19 protein-coding genes and 1 tRNA gene are annotated in these 18,181 nt (G+C 47.2%); 10 read left to right on the forward strand and 10 right to left on the reverse strand.

Going from position 1 to position 18,181, the window contains the following annotated elements:
• The first annotated feature begins 5 nt into the window (after positions 1-5).
• The 4 genes from L3N51_RS08530 (at position 6) to L3N51_RS08545 (ending at position 3,457) form a co-directional block, all read left to right on the forward strand.
• Positions 6-1,100: an NAD(P)/FAD-dependent oxidoreductase gene (locus tag L3N51_RS08530; RefSeq protein ID WP_238026746.1), complete on the forward strand. Its 1,095-nt coding sequence runs from the start codon at positions 6-8 to the stop codon at positions 1,098-1,100.
• A gap of 117 nt (positions 1,101-1,217) precedes the next feature.
• The gene (gene glmM, locus L3N51_RS08535; protein ID WP_238026726.1) at positions 1,218-2,582 is read left to right on the forward strand and encodes a phosphoglucosamine mutase; all 1,365 of its coding nucleotides are present in this window, start codon (positions 1,218-1,220) and stop codon (positions 2,580-2,582) included.
• On the forward strand, positions 2,579-2,965 hold the full coding sequence (locus L3N51_RS08540) for a Trm112 family protein (RefSeq protein ID WP_238026727.1): 387 nt from the start codon (positions 2,579-2,581) through the stop codon (positions 2,963-2,965). Before glmM ends, L3N51_RS08540 begins: the two co-directional genes overlap by 4 nt.
• A gap of 72 nt (positions 2,966-3,037) precedes the next feature.
• A complete protein-coding gene (locus tag L3N51_RS08545; protein ID WP_238026728.1) occupies positions 3,038-3,457 on the forward strand; it encodes a DUF2153 domain-containing protein in 420 nt (139 codons plus the stop codon).
• 136 nt (positions 3,458-3,593) lie between these two features.
• Here L3N51_RS08545 and L3N51_RS08550 read toward each other — a convergent pair whose 3' ends face one another.
• Both L3N51_RS08550 and L3N51_RS08555 read right to left on the reverse strand, forming a co-directional pair.
• Positions 3,594-4,073, reverse strand: coding sequence for a hypothetical protein (locus L3N51_RS08550; protein ID WP_238026729.1), 480 nt, complete (start codon positions 4,071-4,073; stop codon positions 3,594-3,596).
• 4 nt (positions 4,074-4,077) lie between these two features.
• Entirely contained in the window at positions 4,078-4,761 is a 684-nt protein-coding gene (locus L3N51_RS08555; RefSeq protein WP_238026730.1) for an orotidine 5'-phosphate decarboxylase / HUMPS family protein, read from the reverse strand.
• 91 nt (positions 4,762-4,852) lie between these two features.
• On the opposite strand from L3N51_RS08555, the gene L3N51_RS08560 reads away from it, so the two are divergent.
• A complete protein-coding gene (locus L3N51_RS08560; protein WP_238026731.1) occupies positions 4,853-6,448 on the forward strand; it encodes a CTP synthase in 1,596 nt (531 codons plus the stop codon).
• Here the strand turns inward: L3N51_RS08560 and L3N51_RS08565 are convergent.
• Complete coding sequence (locus tag L3N51_RS08565) at positions 6,395-6,715, reverse strand: ArsR/SmtB family transcription factor (RefSeq protein WP_238026732.1); 321 nt, start codon at positions 6,713-6,715, stop codon at positions 6,395-6,397. The genes L3N51_RS08560 and L3N51_RS08565 overlap by 54 nt on opposite strands.
• Positions 6,716-6,817: 102 nt before the next feature.
• Here L3N51_RS08565 and L3N51_RS08570 point away from each other — a divergent pair, with 102 nt between their 5' ends.
• Both L3N51_RS08570 and L3N51_RS08575 read left to right on the forward strand, forming a co-directional pair.
• Complete coding sequence (locus L3N51_RS08570; RefSeq protein ID WP_238026733.1) at positions 6,818-7,081, forward strand: U6 snRNA-associated Sm-like protein LSm6; 264 nt, start codon at positions 6,818-6,820, stop codon at positions 7,079-7,081.
• A 33-nt stretch (positions 7,082-7,114) separates the two neighbouring features.
• Positions 7,115-8,332 (forward strand): methionine adenosyltransferase, encoded by a 1,218-nt coding sequence (locus L3N51_RS08575; protein ID WP_238026734.1) that lies wholly within the window; start codon positions 7,115-7,117, stop codon positions 8,330-8,332.
• Here L3N51_RS08575 and L3N51_RS08580 read toward each other — a convergent pair.
• Together L3N51_RS08580 and L3N51_RS08585 are read right to left on the reverse strand one after the other, a co-directional pair.
• Complete coding sequence (locus tag L3N51_RS08580; RefSeq protein ID WP_238026735.1) at positions 8,319-10,127, reverse strand: DUF460 domain-containing protein; 1,809 nt, start codon at positions 10,125-10,127, stop codon at positions 8,319-8,321. The two genes, L3N51_RS08575 and L3N51_RS08580, sit on opposite strands and share 14 nt — an antisense overlap.
• Entirely contained in the window at positions 10,124-10,981 is an 858-nt protein-coding gene (locus tag L3N51_RS08585) for an RIO1 family regulatory kinase/ATPase (protein ID WP_238026736.1), read from the reverse strand. The genes L3N51_RS08580 and L3N51_RS08585 overlap by 4 nt, the downstream gene beginning before the upstream one ends.
• Before the next feature lie 127 nt (positions 10,982-11,108).
• On the opposite strand from L3N51_RS08585, the gene L3N51_RS08590 reads away from it, so the two are divergent.
• The 3 genes from L3N51_RS08590 to L3N51_RS08600 all read left to right on the forward strand — a co-directional run bounded on the left by L3N51_RS08590 (position 11,109) and on the right by L3N51_RS08600 (position 12,266).
• Positions 11,109-11,873 carry an AAA family ATPase gene (locus tag L3N51_RS08590; RefSeq protein ID WP_238026737.1) on the forward strand — a complete coding sequence of 255 codons (765 nt, stop codon included), beginning with the start codon at positions 11,109-11,111 and terminating at the stop codon, positions 11,871-11,873.
• 50 nt (positions 11,874-11,923) lie between these two features.
• Entirely contained in the window at positions 11,924-12,151 is a 228-nt protein-coding gene (locus tag L3N51_RS08595) for a hypothetical protein (RefSeq protein WP_238026738.1), read from the forward strand.
• Between the two features lie 40 nt (positions 12,152-12,191).
• Positions 12,192-12,266, forward strand: a tRNA-Val gene (locus L3N51_RS08600).
• Positions 12,267-13,215: 949 nt separating this feature from the next.
• Here L3N51_RS08600 and hxlB read toward each other — a convergent pair.
• From hxlB to L3N51_RS08625, 5 genes are all read right to left on the reverse strand, one after another.
• The gene (hxlB, locus tag L3N51_RS08605) at positions 13,216-13,800 is read right to left on the reverse strand and encodes a 6-phospho-3-hexuloisomerase (RefSeq protein ID WP_238026747.1); all 585 of its coding nucleotides are present in this window, start codon (positions 13,798-13,800) and stop codon (positions 13,216-13,218) included.
• A 415-nt stretch (positions 13,801-14,215) separates the two neighbouring features.
• On the reverse strand, positions 14,216-15,031 hold the full coding sequence (locus L3N51_RS08610; RefSeq protein ID WP_238026739.1) for a class I fructose-bisphosphate aldolase: 816 nt from the start codon (positions 15,029-15,031) through the stop codon (positions 14,216-14,218).
• Positions 15,032-15,138: 107 nt separating this feature from the next.
• Positions 15,139-16,668 carry a hypothetical protein gene (locus L3N51_RS08615; RefSeq protein WP_238026740.1) on the reverse strand — a complete coding sequence of 510 codons (1,530 nt, stop codon included), beginning with the start codon at positions 16,666-16,668 and terminating at the stop codon, positions 15,139-15,141.
• A gap of 60 nt (positions 16,669-16,728) precedes the next feature.
• Positions 16,729-17,115, reverse strand: coding sequence for a CBS domain-containing protein (locus L3N51_RS08620; protein WP_238026741.1), 387 nt, complete (start codon positions 17,113-17,115; stop codon positions 16,729-16,731).
• A 125-nt stretch (positions 17,116-17,240) separates the two neighbouring features.
• Positions 17,241-17,996 carry a nucleotidyltransferase family protein gene (locus tag L3N51_RS08625; RefSeq protein WP_238026742.1) on the reverse strand — a complete coding sequence of 252 codons (756 nt, stop codon included), beginning with the start codon at positions 17,994-17,996 and terminating at the stop codon, positions 17,241-17,243.
• Positions 17,997-18,181 lie beyond the last annotated feature (185 nt).

The following is an 18,181-nucleotide window of genomic DNA, read 5'->3' on the forward strand; positions in this document are numbered from 1 at the left end:
TGATCATGGTGGTTATTCTGGGTGCTGGAGGTCATGGGATAAGCCTGGCCTATCACCTGGCTAAGAAAGGCGTTCCTTCCACAGTGGTTGAGAAGTTCAGGATTAATTATGGTTCGAGCGGGAGGAACGCGGGGAGGTTCAGATATCATTTCTACACAAGGGAGAACGTGGAGTTCGCCAAGGAGGCCATTCCCTATCTTCTGAAAATGTGCAGGGAGCTACCCCTCAATCCGGTCTGTGTCAAAACTGGTTATCTCTGGGTTCTTGAAGATGATAGGACCCTGGATACCATTAAAAGAATGGATGGAATATGGAAATCCCTGGGTGTGAGTGGTAAGTTCCTGGACTGTGCAGAGGTGGACATAAAGAGTGAAGCTCAGTGCTACTTGGCTCCCCAGGATGGAGCCTTTCACCACGACTACCTAACCTTTGGGATGTATGAGGAAGTTAAGGACAAGGTAACGTTGATACCTGGAGAGGCAAAGGAACTGGTTATCTCCGGAGGAAAGGTTAAGGGAGTCAAGGTTGATGGAAAGTTGATAAGTGCTGACGCTGTTGTGGTCACTCTCGGTGCGTGGAGCGGTAAGTTCATGAAGGAAAACGGAATATCTCTTCCAGTGGAGCCGGAGAAGAAGGAGATTTTCATCACTGAGGATCTTAAGTATCGCGTGAAACCCCTTGTCATAACCCCTAAGGTCTACTTCTCCCATACTCTAAAGGGCGAAATAATAGGTGGAGTTGAGGACGTTAGGGAAAGAGGATTTCTTGATTTTAACGTGTCGCTGGAGAGGATGAAACTCTTCTTGAGAGACGTGAGAAGGTTAGTTAAAGGGGCTGAGGGAATAAGGGTATTAAGGGGATGGGCAGGCTATTACGAGATGACGCCGGACCACTCCCATGTGATGGGCTACTCTGAGTCATGGCCAGAGGGCCTTTTCGTTGACGCCGGTTACAGCGGTCATGGAATGATGTTTTCACCCTACTCTGGAAAGATAATGGCGGATCTGATTCTAGACAACGTGAAGAGTAGATTTATTGACATTTTCAGTCCAGAAAGGTTTGAGAAAAACAGGCTAGTAGATGAGAGAATGGTTATCTAACGTGAACAGTTAGCAGGTTATTGGGTTTCTAACGTCGCGAAACAAGCCAGTGCACATGGCCTATTTCTGGCTACAGGTGCCGGGCGTTTTTATTAATCTTCTCTCATTTAGATTGTTATGGGAAAACTGTTTGGTACCGATGGAGTTAGAGGAATAGTAAACCAGGAGTTAACGGTTGAACTGGCTCTGGGACTTGGGAAGGCAATAGGTACCTTCTTCGGTGAGGGGAGTAACATCCTTTTGGGAAGAGATGCTAGGGCTGGGGGAGACATGCTAAGCAGGGCTGTGGAGAGCGGTCTCCTTAGCACTGGGGTAAGGGTTTTCGAGGGCGGATTTGCTCCCACTCCGGCACTTCAGTATGCCGTGAAGACCCTTGGATATGACGGTGGGGTCATAATAACTGCAAGCCACAACCCCAGGGAGCATAACGGGATCAAGGTTCTGGATAGAGACGGCGTGGAAGTGTCCAGAGAGAAGGAGGACAGAATAGAGGAAATATATTTCTCAGGGAGATTCAACACAATTCCCTGGAACAGGCTAACTCACGACGTAAAGAGGGACGATAGGGTCATAGACACCTATGTGCAGGGAGTTCTCTCTCATGTGGACGTAGAGAAGATAAGGGCGAGAAACTTCAAGGTTCTGATGGATGGCGCCAATAGCGTGGGATCAATTTCCACTCCTATTGTCGCTAGACTGCTTGGATGCAAGATCTTCACCCTCAACGCGAACCTAGATCCCACATTCCCTGCAAGGAATCCAGAACCAACCATGGAGTCCCTGAGGGAGACTGCAGGTATTGCGTCCTCGCTCAAGGTGGATCTCGCTGTTGCACACGACGGAGACGCAGACAGGGCAATCTTCATTGACTCCAAGGGGAGGGTACAGTGGGGAGACAGGAGTGGATCTCTCCTCAGCTGGTGGGCCTCACGAAAGGTGAACTTCCCGAGACGAGTGTTCACCGCTGTTTCCAGTTCCTCTCTTGTTCAGGAGTTTCTGTCGCAGTATGGAATAGAGGTTGTGTGGACAAAGGTAGGAAGTGTGGACATAGCGAGAAAGCTGATCCAGGAAAAGGGAATAGCAGGTTTCGAGGAAAATGGAGGGTTCATTTTCCCGGGTCATCAATACGTGAGGGACGGGGCCATGTCCTTGGCTTTAATGCTGGAGATGATGGCATTTGAGGGTGTGAGTTCTGCTGAACTCTTCGATAGACTACCCCAGTATCACCTGGTGAAGACCAAGGTAGACCTCAAACCAGGAATGGACGTCTCCAAGGTGTATGAAAGGGTGGAGAGAGAACTGGGTGCTGGGAATCAGATAGTGAAAATTGACGGAGTTAAGATCATTAACAAGGACTTCTGGATCCTGGTGAGGAAGAGCGGTACTGAACCCATCATAAGGGTCATGGTCGAGGCCAAGGATGAAGGTATGGCAGAGAGGCTGGCAACTCAGGTAAAGAGCATAATTGGTGCTTCATCATGAAGTACAGGTTAATGGATATACTTGCCTGTCCCATGTGCAAACACTTCCATCTGGATCTCTACGTATTTCAGGAAAAGGACTATCCCAAGAGGGAGCCTAATGGGCAACCTCCACTCTGCGAAATCTACTGTGCCTACAAGAACGCTGATGTCAGGTCTCTGGAATCTCCTCCATGTGGCGAGTGCATAAAGAAGGAGGTAGTGGAAGGCCTTCTGGTTTGCCCCTCCTGTAACAGATGGTACCCAATAATAGACGAAATACCAAGGATGCTACCCGATAAACTGAGGAAAAGGGAGAGCGATCTAGAGTTTCTGGAAAAGTATAGATCCAAAATTCCTCAAAAGGTGCTGGAGAGCGGACTTCCCTTTAACCTCAAGAGTTAACTAGTTTCGCGATATCAAAATTAAAATGAGCTTATTAATGGCCATTCCCTAAGTTACATTGGTGTAAACATTATGGAAGGCTCATTCATTAGTAATCTGGATGAATGGATAAAAATGCAGAAGAACCTCCTTGCAACGATCAAGGACATGGAGAAGAGAGAGGAGACAATGGAAGAGGACAGGCTGGATTTAATTCTAGCATCTAGGGTAGCTTTTCAGCATATGATGAGGACCCTGAAGGCCTTCGATCAGTGGTTGCAGGACCCCATGATAATTAAGCATATGCCCAGGGAGATGCTGGAGGACGTCAAAAAGACAAGTTGGGCCATACTTCAACAGCTCTTGGAACTTGATGTGAGGCATACCAGCCAAGCCAAGGAACTCATAACAAAACTGGGAAAGGAGGGGAAGTTAGACCCACTTATATGGAGTAGGCCACCCGTGGAGGAACAGCCTAGCCAGCCAAAGAGGGGAACCTTCACCACAATGTGATCCCTTTTAATCACTTAAACCTTTTGAGGCACGCGACAATTCTAAGGTATCAGATTTTCACTCTTTAAACGTGAAATGAGAAATTACAGTTAGTTACTAACCAAGTAAGATAGAAATTTTGTTCGGGATAAAACTCTTATCTTCTCCTTCTCCTCTCGGATCTTAACTTGAGATTGTACTCTTGGTCAATTGATACTATTTTCTGTTTCAACTCTGTCACCACGCTATTCACTGTGTTCATGAAACCTTCATCCAGTAGTTGCTTATTTGCCGCTAAGGCTTCCTCTCCATCATTGGTCAGTTTTAGCTTCTTCGTCTGGTCAGTCTCTATATAACCTAGGTAGAGAAGCGAAGTTATGTCCTCCTTGACTGTTGGACTGATCAGGTTGTTTCCCAGTGTGTTAAACTGATGACCCATATTCAATCCCTTCTGGGCCCCTTCGTAGAGTAAGGTGATAAGACCCTTTTCCGTAACTCCCCCAAGAACCTTTATGATATAAAGCAATTGGAGCTTTCTCTTGTCCTCCTTAAGTACAGAGGGAGAGATAACCTGCTTTGATGACGTTTTCAGCTCCTTGGATTTACCCGGCTGTCCTCCCTGATTTGGTTGAGACATTCAATCACCGTGTTGCTATAGTACTGGTGGATAGGATTTTAATTATTTCCTCAGCCACCTTTCTCGGAGTACTGCTCTTAGTTATTGCCCCTCCTACAACATAAATGGAAACGGGAAGCTCAGCTAGCTCCGGTATGGTCTTTGGACTTAATCCCCCTGCCACTGAGATCAATCCATACTTGCTGGCCTGCCTAATCTCCTCCTTTAGGTCGGCAACTGTTACTCCTCTTTTCTTCTGCACGTCCAATCCTATGTGAAATCCCACTATATCCACCCCGAGACCGAAGAGCTCCTTTGCCCTTTCCACGGTGTTCTTGACGCCTATGAGGTCTGCCTGAACTACTATTCCCACCTCTCTAGCCCTTTTCACCGCACTTTCCACCGTGGAATCGTCCATTGCGCCCAACACGGTCATAATGTCTGACTTACCCCTGTGGGCTATCTCTACCTCAACATCTCCAGCATCAGCTGTCTTGGTGTCAGCTAGGACTATGTTGTTGAACTCCCTGAGCTTCAACAACCCCCTTATTCCTTCGGATTTCACGAGGGGAGTTCCTGCCTCAATTATGACGTTCCGTAAATCTGCCACCTCCTTGGCCACCTTGAGGGCGTCATCCATGGTAATGAAGTCCAGCGCCACCTGCAGATGTTTCATTTGTTTTAATCTTTCAAGAATCTCAGATCTCATACTTGCTTTAGTTACTCGGGGGTAATAATTAAACTAACCTGCAATGGCTTTTTATTCCCGCCGTGAGAAACTTGATTACTGTGATTTCCTAGTGACAAAATACGTCATAGTTACTGGTGGAGTACTTTCGAGTGTCGGAAAGGGTACCGTTTCAGCTTCTCTCGGTCTCATCCTGAAAAACATGGGCTATAACGTGAGCATAATCAAGGTAGATCCCTACATTAATGTGGACGCCGGCACAATGAACCCCTACATGCACGGGGAGGTCTTCGTTACTGAGGATGGAGCCGAGACTGATCTAGACCTGGGTCATTACGAGAGATTTCTCAACATTAACACAAGTAAGCACAACAACATAACTGCCGGGAAGGTCTACTTTGAGGCCATAAGAAAGGAGAGAGAAGGCAAGTATATGGGCCAGACGGTCCAGATAATACCCCACGTCACTGACGAAATCAAGGCTATGGTGAGGAAAGTTGGTGAGGTGGAGAAGGCGGATATAGTGATAGTAGAGGTAGGTGGAACCGTCGGGGATATTGAGGGATTGCCCTTCCTTGAGGCCATGAGAGAGCTCAGGCTGGAGGAGGAAGAGCATAACGTAATATTTGTTCATGTAGCGCTGGTGGAGTACCTTTCCGTTACGGGAGAACTGAAGACAAAACCCCTACAGCACAGCGTCCAGGAACTAAGGAGAATAGGGATACAACCCGATATAGTGATCGCCAGATCCATCGTGGAGCTAGACGAGGATACCAGGAGGAAGATCGCTCTCTTCACCAACGTGAGACCCGAGTACATTTTCTCAAGTTACGACGTGGAGACTGCATACGAAGTCCCCCTTATTCTCCAGAGACAGGGTCTGGGGGATAAGGTGACATCTAAGCTTGGGCTACCGCAAAGGAAGCCAGATTTCGGAGAATGGGAAAAATTCGTGTACTCAGTCAAAAGGAAGGAGGGCAGGAGAGTGAAGATAGCCCTGGTGGGGAAGTACACCAAGCTTAAGGACAGTTACCTCAGCATAAAGGAGGCCATATATCACGCTTCTGCCCATCTAGGCGTGATTCCGGAACTACTTTGGGTCGAGTCCTCAGACCTGGAGAAGGAGAACCCTGAGGTTGTACTAAAGCAGGCCGAGGGTATCATAGTTTTACCCGGATTTGGATCTAGAGGAACAGAGGGTAAGATCAGGGCAATAAACTACGCAAGGGTTAACAACGTACCCTTTTTGGGTATATGCTTTGGGCTACAACTGGCTGTGGTGGAGTTTGCTAGAAATGTGGTGGGTCTTCAGGGAGCGCACAGCACTGAGATAGATCCTAGCGCTCCCCATCCTGTGGTGACCCTCCTGGATGAGCAGAAAAAGGTCACCCAATTTGGCGGGACTATGAGGCTTGGGGCGCAAAGGATAAACCTGCTTCACGGAACTCTTGCACATTCCATTTACGGTAAGGATGTGATTTACGAAAGGCACAGGCACAGGTACGAGGTGAATCCATCTTATGTGGATCTACTTCAGAAACATGGACTGGTCATCTCTGGAATCAGCGAGAACGGTCTGGTGGAAATGATTGAGCTCAAGGATCACAGGTTCTTCATAGCCACCCAGGCTCACCCAGAGTTCAAGAGTAGACCCCTAAACCCCGCTCCCCTGTTCATGAGCTTCCTCAAGGCGGTCGTCGGAAGCTAGGGAGATTATAATCCTGGAGTACTTGGCTTTGATCAGTTTTTTCAACCCCTTGTTTCCCTCGGTGTATCTCACCTCCACAAGTCCTGAACTCTCCAGTAACGCCACCTGAGAGCTAACGTTTCCCTTGGTCATGTGCAATTCCTCGCTGAGGTCCGTGATGCTCTTCTCGCCCTCGGCTATCAGTCTGAGAATATTAACACGGGTGACGGAGGAAAGAGCTTCAGTAACTCTTACAATATCCTCAACGTCAGAGATCACCAGTTCCATGAAACTATATTTTTAGCTCTATTCAAAAGGGTTTGTCCCTGAATTCTTCACGTCATTCTTTTATAGTGGTGAAGTCTTAAGATTAAAGGAGGAGGTAAAATTTTGCAGGCAAAGGTAGAGAATCCTTTGAAAAGCCTAAGGATGGCAACAAACAAAATAGTTCTCGTTAAGCTCAAGGACGGATCAGAGTATATTGGTAAGATGGAACAATCTGACGGAACCATGAACCTAGTCCTCAGGGACTGCAAGGAAATGAGGGAAGGTAGTGACGAACCCATAGCCAATTATGGCAGGGTACTCATAAGGGGTAGCAATGTCCTATTTGTAAGCGTTGACTACGAAAACATCATTAACACGGGCAAGTAATTTTTTAAAAGTAGCAGGGCAGTTGAGGGTGAAATGAAAAACATCAACATTGAATCATTCAGAACTTTAGAACCAGATTCCTTACCAGTTGAGTTAGCCGAGAGGAAAGGGACAGGACACCCGGACTACATTGCAGATTCAGCATCCGAGGAAGCCAGTAGGAAACTATCCCTTTACTATCTAAAGACGTACGGGACCATTCTTCACCACAACCTTGATAAGACCCTTCTGGTAGGAGGTCAGGCCTCTCCCAAGTTCAAGGGCGGTGACGTGATTCATCCTATTTATATTGTAGTGGCTGGCAGGGCCACAACCGAGGTAAGGACCAATGACGGCATTGACAACGTTCCAGTGGGTACCATAATAGTGGAGAGCGTCAAGAACTGGATAAGGGAAAACTTCAGATATCTCGATGCAGAGAAGCACGTAATAGTGGACTACAAGATAGGAAAGGGCTCAGCGGATCTAGTGGGCATATTTGACAAGGGAAGGAAGTCCGTTCCTCTCTCCAACGATACCAGTTTCGGTGTGGGTTTCGCACCCTACTCCAAGCTGGAGCAGTTGGTGTTCCAGACCGAGAGAATGCTCAACTCAAAAAAGGTGAAAACTGAGCTTCCGGAGGTCGGTGAGGACATAAAAGTGATGGGGCTTAGAAGAGGAAAGGAAGTCACGCTCACCATAGCAATGGCCGCCATAAGTCCACTCATAGAGGATAAGAACCATTACATTTCCGTGAAGGAACAGGTGAAAGAGAAGGTACTGGACCTGGCCTCTCAGATAGCCCCAGACCTCAGCGTCAAGGTTAACGTTAATACGGGTGACAGGGAGGACCAGGGAATACTCTATCTTACCGTGACCGGCACGTCCGCAGAGCACGGAGACGATGGAATGACAGGAAGGGGAAATAGGGGAATAGGTCTCATAACTCCCATGAGGCCCATGTCGCTTGAGGCCACCGCGGGCAAGAACCCCGTTAACCATGTGGGCAAGCTCTACAACATCGTGGCGAACCTAATAGCCAAGAAAGCATCGGAACAGGTTAAGGACGTCAGAAATGTGCAGATAGAGGTCCTGGGTCAGATAGGTAGACCCATAAACGATCCTCTGATAGTTAACGTTGAAGTTGCCACTCATTCCGGGACAATAACGTCTGACACCAAGGCAGAGATATCTGGAATAGCCGAGGAGTACCTGGACTCATTTGACAAGATAACCCAGATGATTCTGGAAGGAAAGGTCATGCTATTCTAGACCTAGAAGACCTATATTCCTCAATCAGCCTTTTTAGCAGATCCTCACTCATTTCCTGATTTAATTCCCTTTCCTTTTTCAATAGGTTGAGATCCTTTATGAGGCACTCGTCAACTATGGCGAAATCCTTCCCTACGTACAGGGCCAGGTCGTTGTTGATTCTCCATTCCCCAAAGTAGAGTTCCCCATCCCTAACCTCCAACCCCTTCATATTTCCCTTTACCACAGTGACCCTATCCTTGACCAATTTCTCAATGACGGAAGCAAGTCTAGTCTCCATCTCCGACTGGGCCTGGGCCTGTTCCTTCAGCTTGATTATTTCCCTGTTCTTCTGTTCAAGTATTCTCTTCAGCTCCTCAACTCGCCTATCCCTGTCCAGTTCAGCGTTGTAGAGTCTCTTTATTTCCTCCACCCTCCTCTCCAGCATTTCCTTCTCATGAATCAGCCTAGATACCGTCCTGTTGAGTCTCAACAACTCCTGCTTGAGAAGTGTGTTCTCCTCTGCCAGTTTCTCGTTGTGCTCTGCCTTAACCTCCTGTTTAACCACACCTGTGTTCTGCGGAACGGATATCTTCTTCTCTATCTCGTTCTCTATGCACTCCGCAATGGTGCTCCCGTTCACCACGCATCTGAACACGTTATTTCTATCAATGTCTATTCCGAACCTGGTTATCATGCCCTCAGCCTGCCTCAGTTTCCTCTCCACTTCCCTGTAGGCCACAATAGCAGCAGCCAGGGAGTCCCTTATGTGCGGATCACTTACGTGAATACCATATTTGGTGGAGTACTCATCCAGGAGGGACTGTTTTTCATCCACCGAGAGGGACTTTTCAGGGACGTAGAGTCTGGCCTTCAGGACTGCACTCATTTTCTTAACGGTATCAGGGACGGGATTAACGTCGGTGGCAATTAGGGCTGGAGTTCCCTTCTCCAAGATGAGTTCAATGACTGATTCCCTGTCCACCCCTCTCTTGGTTGTGAGGAGGACGGGATTTCCGTACATATCAAGGATGGAGATTCCAACCTCCAGACCCGGGTCAAGCCCCACGATCACGGGTCTCTGGGAGATTCTCTTGGTGTCCACGAACTCAATCCTGTCCCTGTAATAGGCCCTTATCTCTAGGTTAACGTCGTGACCGCTCATCTTCTTCACTAACCCGTAGAGGCTCTCCCTGGGGGCATACACTATGAACATAGCTCCCTCCATCCCGGCCTTTGTCCTCCTCACAACCACATCATAGTCGAAGTTGTGTCTGTCAAGCTCCTCCTTTACCCTTCTGAACACCCTCAGCACCAACCCCCTCAGGTGCCGCTTGTACCTGTTGGAGCTCATTCCTCCCGGCCCTGATCTTCTCCCCTTGGAAATGATGATTTTGGTCCTGTTCTCAACGAACTTAATTTTGGTACCTGCTCCCTTAAGGGCTAGGGTCGCCACGATGAATGCAGTTCTCGCTGGAGTTGGCTTCCCCTGAACCTCAATTCCGTACTCCTTGGCAACGTCCCTCAGGTCCAGAAAGACGCCGTTCTTCACCGTGACCTGGATCACCTCCAGTTTCTCTGGGAGAAGCGAGAGAAGGGATATTACCTCCCTGTCGTTGCTACCCAGTTCGTAAATGTTGTCCGTTCCGAGTAGGGACACGTCATATTCCCACGCCAGTCTCACTAGCCTGCTCTTCGTGACGTCCTCTGCCTTGACTACCGGTTCCCCGTTCTCGTCCAGAATGGCCACCGAATATCTCGGCTGTTCCGTGGAACTAGGTGAGCCCTTCTCTATATCAATACCCATTACCCTCATGAGTATCCCTTTACGTAGTCCAAAACCTCCTCGAGGTCTCTTTCAAGGGAATATTCCTTTTCAAAATAGGATAGTATCCTGCTCAGGTCCTCAACCAGAACGTCGTCATCTCTGGTTGCCTGCGGCCAGTCTATGACCCTCACCTCCTCATCCCCGTTCACGAGAACGTTAAACTGGCTCAGATCACCGTGGGTTAATCCCCTACAGTACACATATGCTATCCTCATGGTTCCAAGGATTGAGTTCAGAACCTTCTCAGGATCATTCAGCTCCACCCTATACAGGGGAAGCCCCTCGAAGTACTCCATGGCCACAGCGTTCGTTGTGAAGGCAATAGGGGTAGGAACATAGCCCATGTTATTCTTTACGCACTGGAGCGCCTCGTACTCCCTTCTAGCGTTCTCAAGGGTCATGGAGACCCAGTTCTTACTGGAAAAGTCGCTGATCCTTTTCTTGAAGCTCTTCCTTCCGACCCTGTGGTACTTCACCGCCACTGTGTTATCCCCACGATCGTATCCAAACATGACCCTGCTCTCCTTCCCTTCACCTATTGTGATTCCCAGGCTTTTGATCACTCCCTTGGAGTAAAGGGACTTGGTCGCCACAATGTCAAGTCCAGTAAAGGTTATGGAGAAGGAGTCCTCTCCCCTTACTCTCCTCTTGGTTATGGCTCCGGTCTTGGTGAGCCTCAGCAGGCTTATCTGGATCTCCCTCTCAGTTAGGGCCAAGCTGTCCTTTAGAATGCTTTGCGGGACGTACTCAAATCTCTCCCTCTTCTCAATAAGGTATTTGAGGATGAGGTAGTCCACCTTGTCCGTGACGGCTACTCTTTCAGCTAATGTAAGAGAGTTCATAAGATAAGAGAACTATGTTGTATGACCTATTTTTGCTTTTACGTGCCTGTAGATTTTTAGCTACTAACCTGGAAGGAATCATTAGATTAACAAAAAATAAAACAACCTGTTTTCTTTAGTTAAATCGATGAGAATATCAGTTCTAAGCTCCAAGGGAGGAGTTGGTAAATCAACAGTAGCCATCTCACTTTCAAAGGTCCTCGCCATGATGGGATTTCCCGTTCTCCTGGTGGATAGGGACCTTGTGGGATACGCCTCATATACGGCCGGGATTAAGGGTCCTGGATTGGTATCCAGCGTATCGGACGGGATTGAGTCCACGGTGTATCGGGACATAGCGGTAGGCAAGGGTTCCGTCACTGTCCTGAAATACTTTGGGGATGGCCCTCGATACAAGACTGACATTGACAAGTTTCACATGGATAGTAAACTTGGGGATAAGGGGTGGGCTATATACACGAGGATCCTCAGAATGAAGGAATATTCCTTCGTGATTGTGGACAATGCCCAGCTGGTAAGGCCTGAGGACGACATAGTGAAACATGAACTGGAGAAGTTCAAGGAAGTTTATCCAGGGTTCCCCATCTGGCAGTTGTTCGTGTCAGATTCCCTCAACAGGACCATTGAGGACAACATAGCTTACGCTGAATCGATAGGCTCTGTCAGGGATGGTACAGTGCTAGGTTTCATCATAAACATGATACGTCCCGGGGAGGCGGAGAGGTTCAGAGGAGTGCTGGACAACGCGATGAAAAGGCTGAATGCCAGGTTTGGTGCATTGTTGCCCTTCTCAGAGGACCTCTTCCAGTTCACAGGAACCTTTGAGGAGTTTCCAGTTCTCCCAGAGATTAAGGATTTCGCCTTGAAGGTGGCAAGTTTAAGGGCTAGATGATCGTGAGATCGGTGAAATGAAAATATTATCCTCATGACGTTGAATATCACATGAAATCCGCAGTAGGTCCTGTGATAATTGGTGCCTCTGGCGTCTTCGGATATTTTCTCGAGGCTGATAAGGCCAAGGAGGCACTTAGAGTTGCGCGAAAACTTTACCCGGACTTTCGCGTTTCCCTTGTGGACCTATCAGTACCAGAGGAGAAAATTTTGGCAGTTGACATAGACCCGGACCTTGGGGACTTTAATACTGGTTACGCTATCCTTGTGGAGGCTTGAACTAGCAAATTTTTTATGGGATAAACGAATAGTGTGCTGAGGACCCGTCGTCTAGCCTGGTTAGGACGCAGCCCTCACACGGCTGAGGTCGAGGGTTCAAATCCCTCCGGGTCCATACTTTTACGTTACTTTCACTGAACTCCGCCGGTCTTATTCCCATAGCATAACGCGAGAGGAAAAATTACGTAACGCGCCTTTGAACATGGTTATGAAAAGTGGTTTGAAATAGCTGATATAAAAAATATTGATGAGAAAAAGAGAAGATTATTACTCAAAAAAGCATACGAAAGACTAGGTTCTTCTTTATATGAAAAACTACAGAGAAGCAGAGTGTGACCATAGTGTTGTCGAACTTGCATAAATTCGTCTTATGACCTCGTACCTTCTCATTGAATTCCTTGAAACTTCAAAAATGCCAACATGACGACACTATGACCATATTTAGGTAAATAACTTCTCTCATATCTCGGTATTTGAAAAGTTCTCACACAATAAATTATCTCTAAGTGATTATTCAAGCCCAGAGCGCAAGGAAACTCCATAAGCGAGTAAAGAATAACTTCACTAGATACAACTTAGGTGTAAGGAAACTTCTTTCTTAGTTCCATTATGGTTTTGATCAGCCTCCTTGTAACTTTTCTTTATCTTCCTCAAATGTTATCAATTTTCACAACATTCGGTCTGAGAATTCTAGGGTTGAGTCCAATATACTTGTAGTGCTTTACGGATTTTAACGTGGTGAGATATTCTTCAATAAAGCTCGTATTGAAATGAAAATCGTTCATAGATGAGCGATGACATTTACCTTAAAAGTGAAATTTAATTGGAAGATAATTGGGACAGAACTGAAGGACTTTTAGGTAAAATGGACTTGAAGGGATTTTCAGGAAAGTACTATACTTGGTCATCAATGGCGAAGATTCTAGGAGAATGGACTTGGCCTTAAACGTGTGTTTTAATCACAGGCTTAATAATACCTGCACTATACGTGATAATACCAGTCTCTTCGGGGGTTTTCATAACGGCGTCTATGCTAGCGATTATAATAGTTTACAAACACTTGGTTACAGCTCTATGTTCGCGTGTACCCTCCTAAGATCTTCCTCGGTCTTCTTTAACCTCATCATTAACTCCGCGACTATCCCATCCAGAAAGACCTGAGTTGTGTCCTCGAAGAGCGTACCAAGAGGGGCGAGAGGCTCCGTTATACCCAGGATCTGTCTTGCGAAGTAATCCTCGTTCTGAGAGTACTTGGTTCTCCCGGGAATCTCCACCACCACATCTGCTAATTTTCCAAGAGGGCTATCGTGATAGCTGGTCAATGCAATCAGGGTAGCCTTGGCGTCCTTAGCTGCCTCTGCCGCAGTGACTATAAGCTTGGTTCTTCCCGATCCAGATATGGCTATGGCCAGGTCCTTCTCCCTAATTGCTGGGACGATGGTCTCTCCTAGAACGTATGCATTATATCCAAGGTGAAGAAGCCTCATGGCGAAGGCTCTACCCACCAGGCCACTTCTCCCTGCACCCATGACAAGAACTTTCCCTCCCTTATTCTCGTAAAAATTAGCCAGCGTATCAACCATTTTCTCCGTCTGGTCTGGACTTATGAGCTCCACAGACCTCAAAATGAACTCAGCAATATCATACATGGTCTTGAGGCTGAGAGGAAAATTGATAGATGATGGAGGTTCCACCCTATCCGCCGTGCCTTTATTTGAAAGATATCTTTTAAAGTTACCTTATAACTTAATGAATTTGCAACCCTTAAGAAAGATCAAGATATTATCTTCTAAAAATCTAAAAATAAGCTAAAGTGGGATGGTGGGTAGTGTGTGGAGTTCTGTTAAGCGACCTCTTCGGTTCCATTTCAATTGACATCATACAAAAACCTAGAGGACTTGGATCAGTAACTCCACACACTAGATGGTGGGTGTAAATGTTCTATGAAAGGATCTAGAGAGAAAATGCAATTGCGCGAGGTCTTGGACATACTCATATAGGCAATAAAGGACAGGTAAAGAAAATGAAATATATCCACACAGGTAGATTGAGTTTTGAAGACAGTTACTTCTGCAATATTTTTACTGCCTCCTCCGGTGACACTCCTTCATGAACCAGTTTGGAGACTGCCTGTGCCATTAGATCAGGGTTTTGTGATTGCCAAAGGTTCCTCCCTACTGTGATACCAGAGGCACCAGAGTCCAGCGCATCCCTCAGCATCTTCAGGAACTCCAGATCGTTGGAGGTCTTAGGACCACCCCTTATGAGTATCGGTGCAAAGGAGGCCTCCACCACAGACGCAAACCCATTCTTATCACCCGTGTAGTCCACCTTGAGCAGATCAGGTCCAATCTCCGAGGCTAGCCTGGACACGTACTTCACCGCATTGGTCTCCTTGATGGAGTCCGTTATCTCCTTTCTCACGAAGAGCGGTTCTATGATGAAGGGTAGCCCATAGTCCTGAGCCTCCCTCCTCGCCTTGGAGAGCTGTTCCAGGTTGTAACCCTCTATCCTATCATCCCCATATCCGACCACTAAGTAGGTGACCACGGCATCTGCGCCCGCTCTTACTGCCTCCTTGACCTCGTAAACCATAGAGTAATATCCCTGGTCGTACTTTCTGGCATCTCTCCAGACGTTGGCCGTGTCGAGCCTGGCAATCAGCATGGGAGACGATCTAGAATAGAAGTTTTCCTCCACCGTCCTCAACATTGCTGGGGTCATCTGAAGTGCATCCGGATAGTTACCCATTTTCTTGACGACACTCATGGCGTTCTCAATCCCCCTGAGTGGACCCATAACCAGCCCATGATCTAGGGCAACTACGAAGGCCTTTCCCCTGTGAAATAGTTTTTTCAGTCTAATGTCCAGTCCGCTCATCAACTATTCTTGTCTGGGATCGCTTTAATTTTTACTTGGGCTATTGGGGTACTTACCCCAGTCAAGGGGGAAACAATACATTGGTTGTGTACTGATCTCAATTCCATTTAGCCTGAAGACGTTCTGCTTCTGGCTGGCGAAAGGATTGGTTTCACAACGTCTATCGCTCCGTTTATAATTTGCCTTGAGTATCTATTTAGCGCTAAATTCACGATCACGAACGGGATAAGTGCCAATCCCGCCCTTTCGGCCATGATATACAAGTCCTGCACAAATCTGGAGCCGTGAATTGGAAGAACCGGGTAAAGCATGAAAATCAAGCCTATCACCAGGGAAGATACTACGGGCACGCTCACCTCAAGGAGAGGAACGCGAAAGTTGTATAGCTCCTTGGAACTTTGGAAAGCCGACACACATATCGCCACCGAGTTTATGAGAAGGCCTAGACTCATGGATGCGGAATAGATGGCGGGATCCGTAACGTGAGAGACATAGAGAAACCCCATTAAACCTATCGCCACCCCAGTACCAATCACGGAGAGGGTGGAATTTCGTTTCGCTAATCGCGCTAGATGTCCTTTTAACTCATCTCTAGATTCCACGCTCAGGGTTTGATCTATCATGTAGACGCTCGTGTAAAATATCTGGAAGAACCCTCGTAGTAGGTTTGATATAGAAAGGATAATCAGGGATATGTAGGCAGCTACGTACTCGGGTCTCAGTAAGTAGAGGAGGGGAAGTCCGTCAGCTAGCGCAAGCAAGAGGAACAGGGAGCTGGCAAGCGAGAAGAGCTTAAGGGAGGTCTCTATGACAGAGGGGTCCTTCGTCTCGCTGAGCTTGGGTATGAGTCCGCTGAACGCCCCAGTGGACCATACAACTAGGTTGGAGATTATGAGCGCGGACTCGAAATACGACACCGGCACCGTATTCCTAACGAGAAACACTGCGACCCAAGTTAGGGTAGCCTCAAGAATGTACTGTATGTATGGGATCATGAAAATTACCGATTTCCTGAGGGCCATTAACGCCACGTGAATGTCCCTCCTAAAGTTTGCCTTGACAAAGAACATGTTTATCCCTATTTGCGCAATGTAGCCCAGCATGTAGGCCAGAATAACTGCCTCAATGGATAGTCTGAGGATCAGTAGTCCGTAAACGGCAACTCCAAGCCTGATTAGCTGGAAGGTTAACGAGGCAATTGCGTTGACTCTCGGACCTCTCCCCAACGATATAGCGTTGGTTGCCTTCATGAAGAAGATGGTGAAGATTAGGAGTACCCCTAGATAGAAGTAAGCTGGTTCGTTGTAGTGCGAAATGCTCACGAAATACGGGACAAGAGCTACGTAAATAACCGAGCTGAGTACCGCAGTTATCATGTCTATGAGGAGAATGCCCCCCACAGGTCTGCCCTCAGCAGTGTATCTCGAGGTGATGTTGGAGAGAAGGTCTCCAGGTATCGTGAAGTAACCAGTCACTAACACGAAAATGAATTGCCAGGCTCCAAAGGTCTCTACGGAGACGGCGGAGAGATATCTGGCGACTACAAGGGAAAAGAGAAAGGAAATAGGGGATCCAATCAATCTAAGGGCTAAGCTGAAGATGCCGATCCTCGCTAGGCCTGGCTTTGGTTTACTCAAGTATGGGACACCTTTTTACGTCCCAATAAAAAATTGCGGATTAAAGAGTAATCGCAAGTCTCACGATTCAAACATGTCATCTAAGGCCCTGGCCACATCCCTGATTGAGATTATACCCGTGAGCTTACCATCCTGGTTAACCACGGGAAGGTGCCTGATGTTGTAGGTCCTCATAAGGCTAAGAGCCCCTGTAATCGGTGAGTCTTCCCTCACGGTGATGAGCGAGGCCGTCATTATGTCGTCCACCTTATCATCCAATTTATGGTCCTTTCCTATGGCTCTCACCACATCCCTTTCCGTAACTATGCCTATGGGCTTACCCTTTTCCGTTATAATGACCGAACCAACGTTTTTCTCGGTCATTATTTTGGTTATCTGTCTTAATGTTGCACCCTTTTCAACTGATATAACTTCAGTTTTCATGTAATCTTTTACGATCTCTTCCATGTGAACGAATAAAGCTTCACGGATTTAAAATTAAGCCAACAAAGGTTCGAGGTAATGTATTTTGTTGCAAATGTCAATAATTACAATCTAGCTGGAGGAAAAGCGGGGACCAATTTTCCAGTTTATTATACCTTATATGTGAATTCCAGGGCATTGAAGTAATTATCCGGATCTCCCACGTTCAGCCATCTCTCCTTCTCCAGGAGAATCGCATACACTTCCCCGCCCTGTCTGAGAATGTTTGCAATACCGTATGTCAACTCCAGCTCTCCTTCCGTTACGTTTACCTGTTCCAGTGCACTCATGATCTTGGGGGAAAAGATATAAACTGCAGAGATCCCGAGGTCTGATTTTGGCACCTTCGGTTTCTCCTCTGCCTCCTTTACCCTCAGCAACTTATGGCCCATTCTCTCCCCCATCTCATCAGCAGTTACTACACCGTACCTCTGGGGGTTACTTACCTTCCTCACCATGAGTACTGCATCGGGTTCCATTTCCTCAAAGACCCTGGTTGCCTCAACGTATCCTCCCGTCAATACACCATCGTCAGCGTGGACAAAGAAGGGGTCATTCCCCACAAAATCCTTAGCCCTTAGGACCGCATCACCAAACCCCTTCGGAACATTTTGAGTGACGAAGGTGACACCTCTCTCCGCTAGATAATCCACAAGAAGCTTGCCCTGGCTTCCCACAACTATGCACGGCTTATTAACCCCAGCCTCGCCCAGGGAATCCAGAATTAGGTCGATAACAGGTCTCATCACAAATTTCCCGTCCTCCTTCCTGAAGAGGGGAAGGAGAGCCTTGGGCAGAACTGATGTGATATACTTCATTCTACTGCCCTTACCGGCTGCTGTGATTACTGCTTTTTCCACTTTCATGGGAGAAAGGAGATATATCTCAATTTAAACTATATGCTAGGTTTCCCCGGAGTTGAAATTTGACGTGTCTCAGGCTCACTTAGAGCACGGGATTGTTTATCTGTGTACGGGGTTTGGGTCTCATTGAATTTCATGTACTTTGTATTCAATTCTCGACCCTTGGAGTTCACCGAAGTCGCGGATTG

Origin of the sequence: Metallosphaera javensis (ex Hofmann et al. 2022), assembly GCF_022064045.1 — an archaeon.
GTDB classification, from domain to species: Archaea; Thermoproteota; Thermoprotei_A; order Sulfolobales; family Sulfolobaceae; genus Metallosphaera; species Metallosphaera javensis.

What these genes read in the sequence shown, in the direction of transcription:
- L3N51_RS08610 (WP_238026739.1), bottom strand. Translation starts at nt 15,031, where the DNA reads ATGAGCGGACTGGACATTAGACTGAAAAAACTATTTCACAGGGGAAAG.
- L3N51_RS08540 (WP_238026727.1), top strand. Translation starts at nt 2,579, where the DNA reads ATGAAGTACAGGTTAATGGATATACTTGCCTGTCCCATGTGCAAACAC.
- L3N51_RS08530 (WP_238026746.1), top strand. Translation starts at nt 6, where the DNA reads ATGGTGGTTATTCTGGGTGCTGGAGGTCATGGGATAAGCCTGGCCTAT.
- L3N51_RS08545 (WP_238026728.1), top strand. Translation starts at nt 3,038, where the DNA reads ATGGAAGGCTCATTCATTAGTAATCTGGATGAATGGATAAAAATGCAG.
- L3N51_RS08565 (WP_238026732.1), bottom strand. Translation starts at nt 6,715, where the DNA reads ATGGAACTGGTGATCTCTGACGTTGAGGATATTGTAAGAGTTACTGAA.
- L3N51_RS08550 (WP_238026729.1), bottom strand. Translation starts at nt 4,073, where the DNA reads ATGTCTCAACCAAATCAGGGAGGACAGCCGGGTAAATCCAAGGAGCTG.
- glmM (WP_238026726.1), top strand. Translation starts at nt 1,218, where the DNA reads ATGGGAAAACTGTTTGGTACCGATGGAGTTAGAGGAATAGTAAACCAG.
- L3N51_RS08625 (WP_238026742.1), bottom strand. Translation starts at nt 17,996, where the DNA reads ATGAAAGTGGAAAAAGCAGTAATCACAGCAGCCGGTAAGGGCAGTAGA.
- hxlB (WP_238026747.1), bottom strand. Translation starts at nt 13,800, where the DNA reads ATGTATGATATTGCTGAGTTCATTTTGAGGTCTGTGGAGCTCATAAGT.
- L3N51_RS08575 (WP_238026734.1), top strand. Translation starts at nt 7,115, where the DNA reads ATGAAAAACATCAACATTGAATCATTCAGAACTTTAGAACCAGATTCC.
- L3N51_RS08555 (WP_238026730.1), bottom strand. Translation starts at nt 4,761, where the DNA reads ATGAGATCTGAGATTCTTGAAAGATTAAAACAAATGAAACATCTGCAG.
- L3N51_RS08595 (WP_238026738.1), top strand. Translation starts at nt 11,924, where the DNA reads ATGAAATCCGCAGTAGGTCCTGTGATAATTGGTGCCTCTGGCGTCTTC.
- L3N51_RS08620 (WP_238026741.1), bottom strand. Translation starts at nt 17,115, where the DNA reads ATGGAAGAGATCGTAAAAGATTACATGAAAACTGAAGTTATATCAGTT.
- L3N51_RS08580 (WP_238026735.1), bottom strand. Translation starts at nt 10,127, where the DNA reads ATGAGGGTAATGGGTATTGATATAGAGAAGGGCTCACCTAGTTCCACG.
- L3N51_RS08590 (WP_238026737.1), top strand. Translation starts at nt 11,109, where the DNA reads ATGAGAATATCAGTTCTAAGCTCCAAGGGAGGAGTTGGTAAATCAACA.
- L3N51_RS08585 (WP_238026736.1), bottom strand. Translation starts at nt 10,981, where the DNA reads ATGAACTCTCTTACATTAGCTGAAAGAGTAGCCGTCACGGACAAGGTG.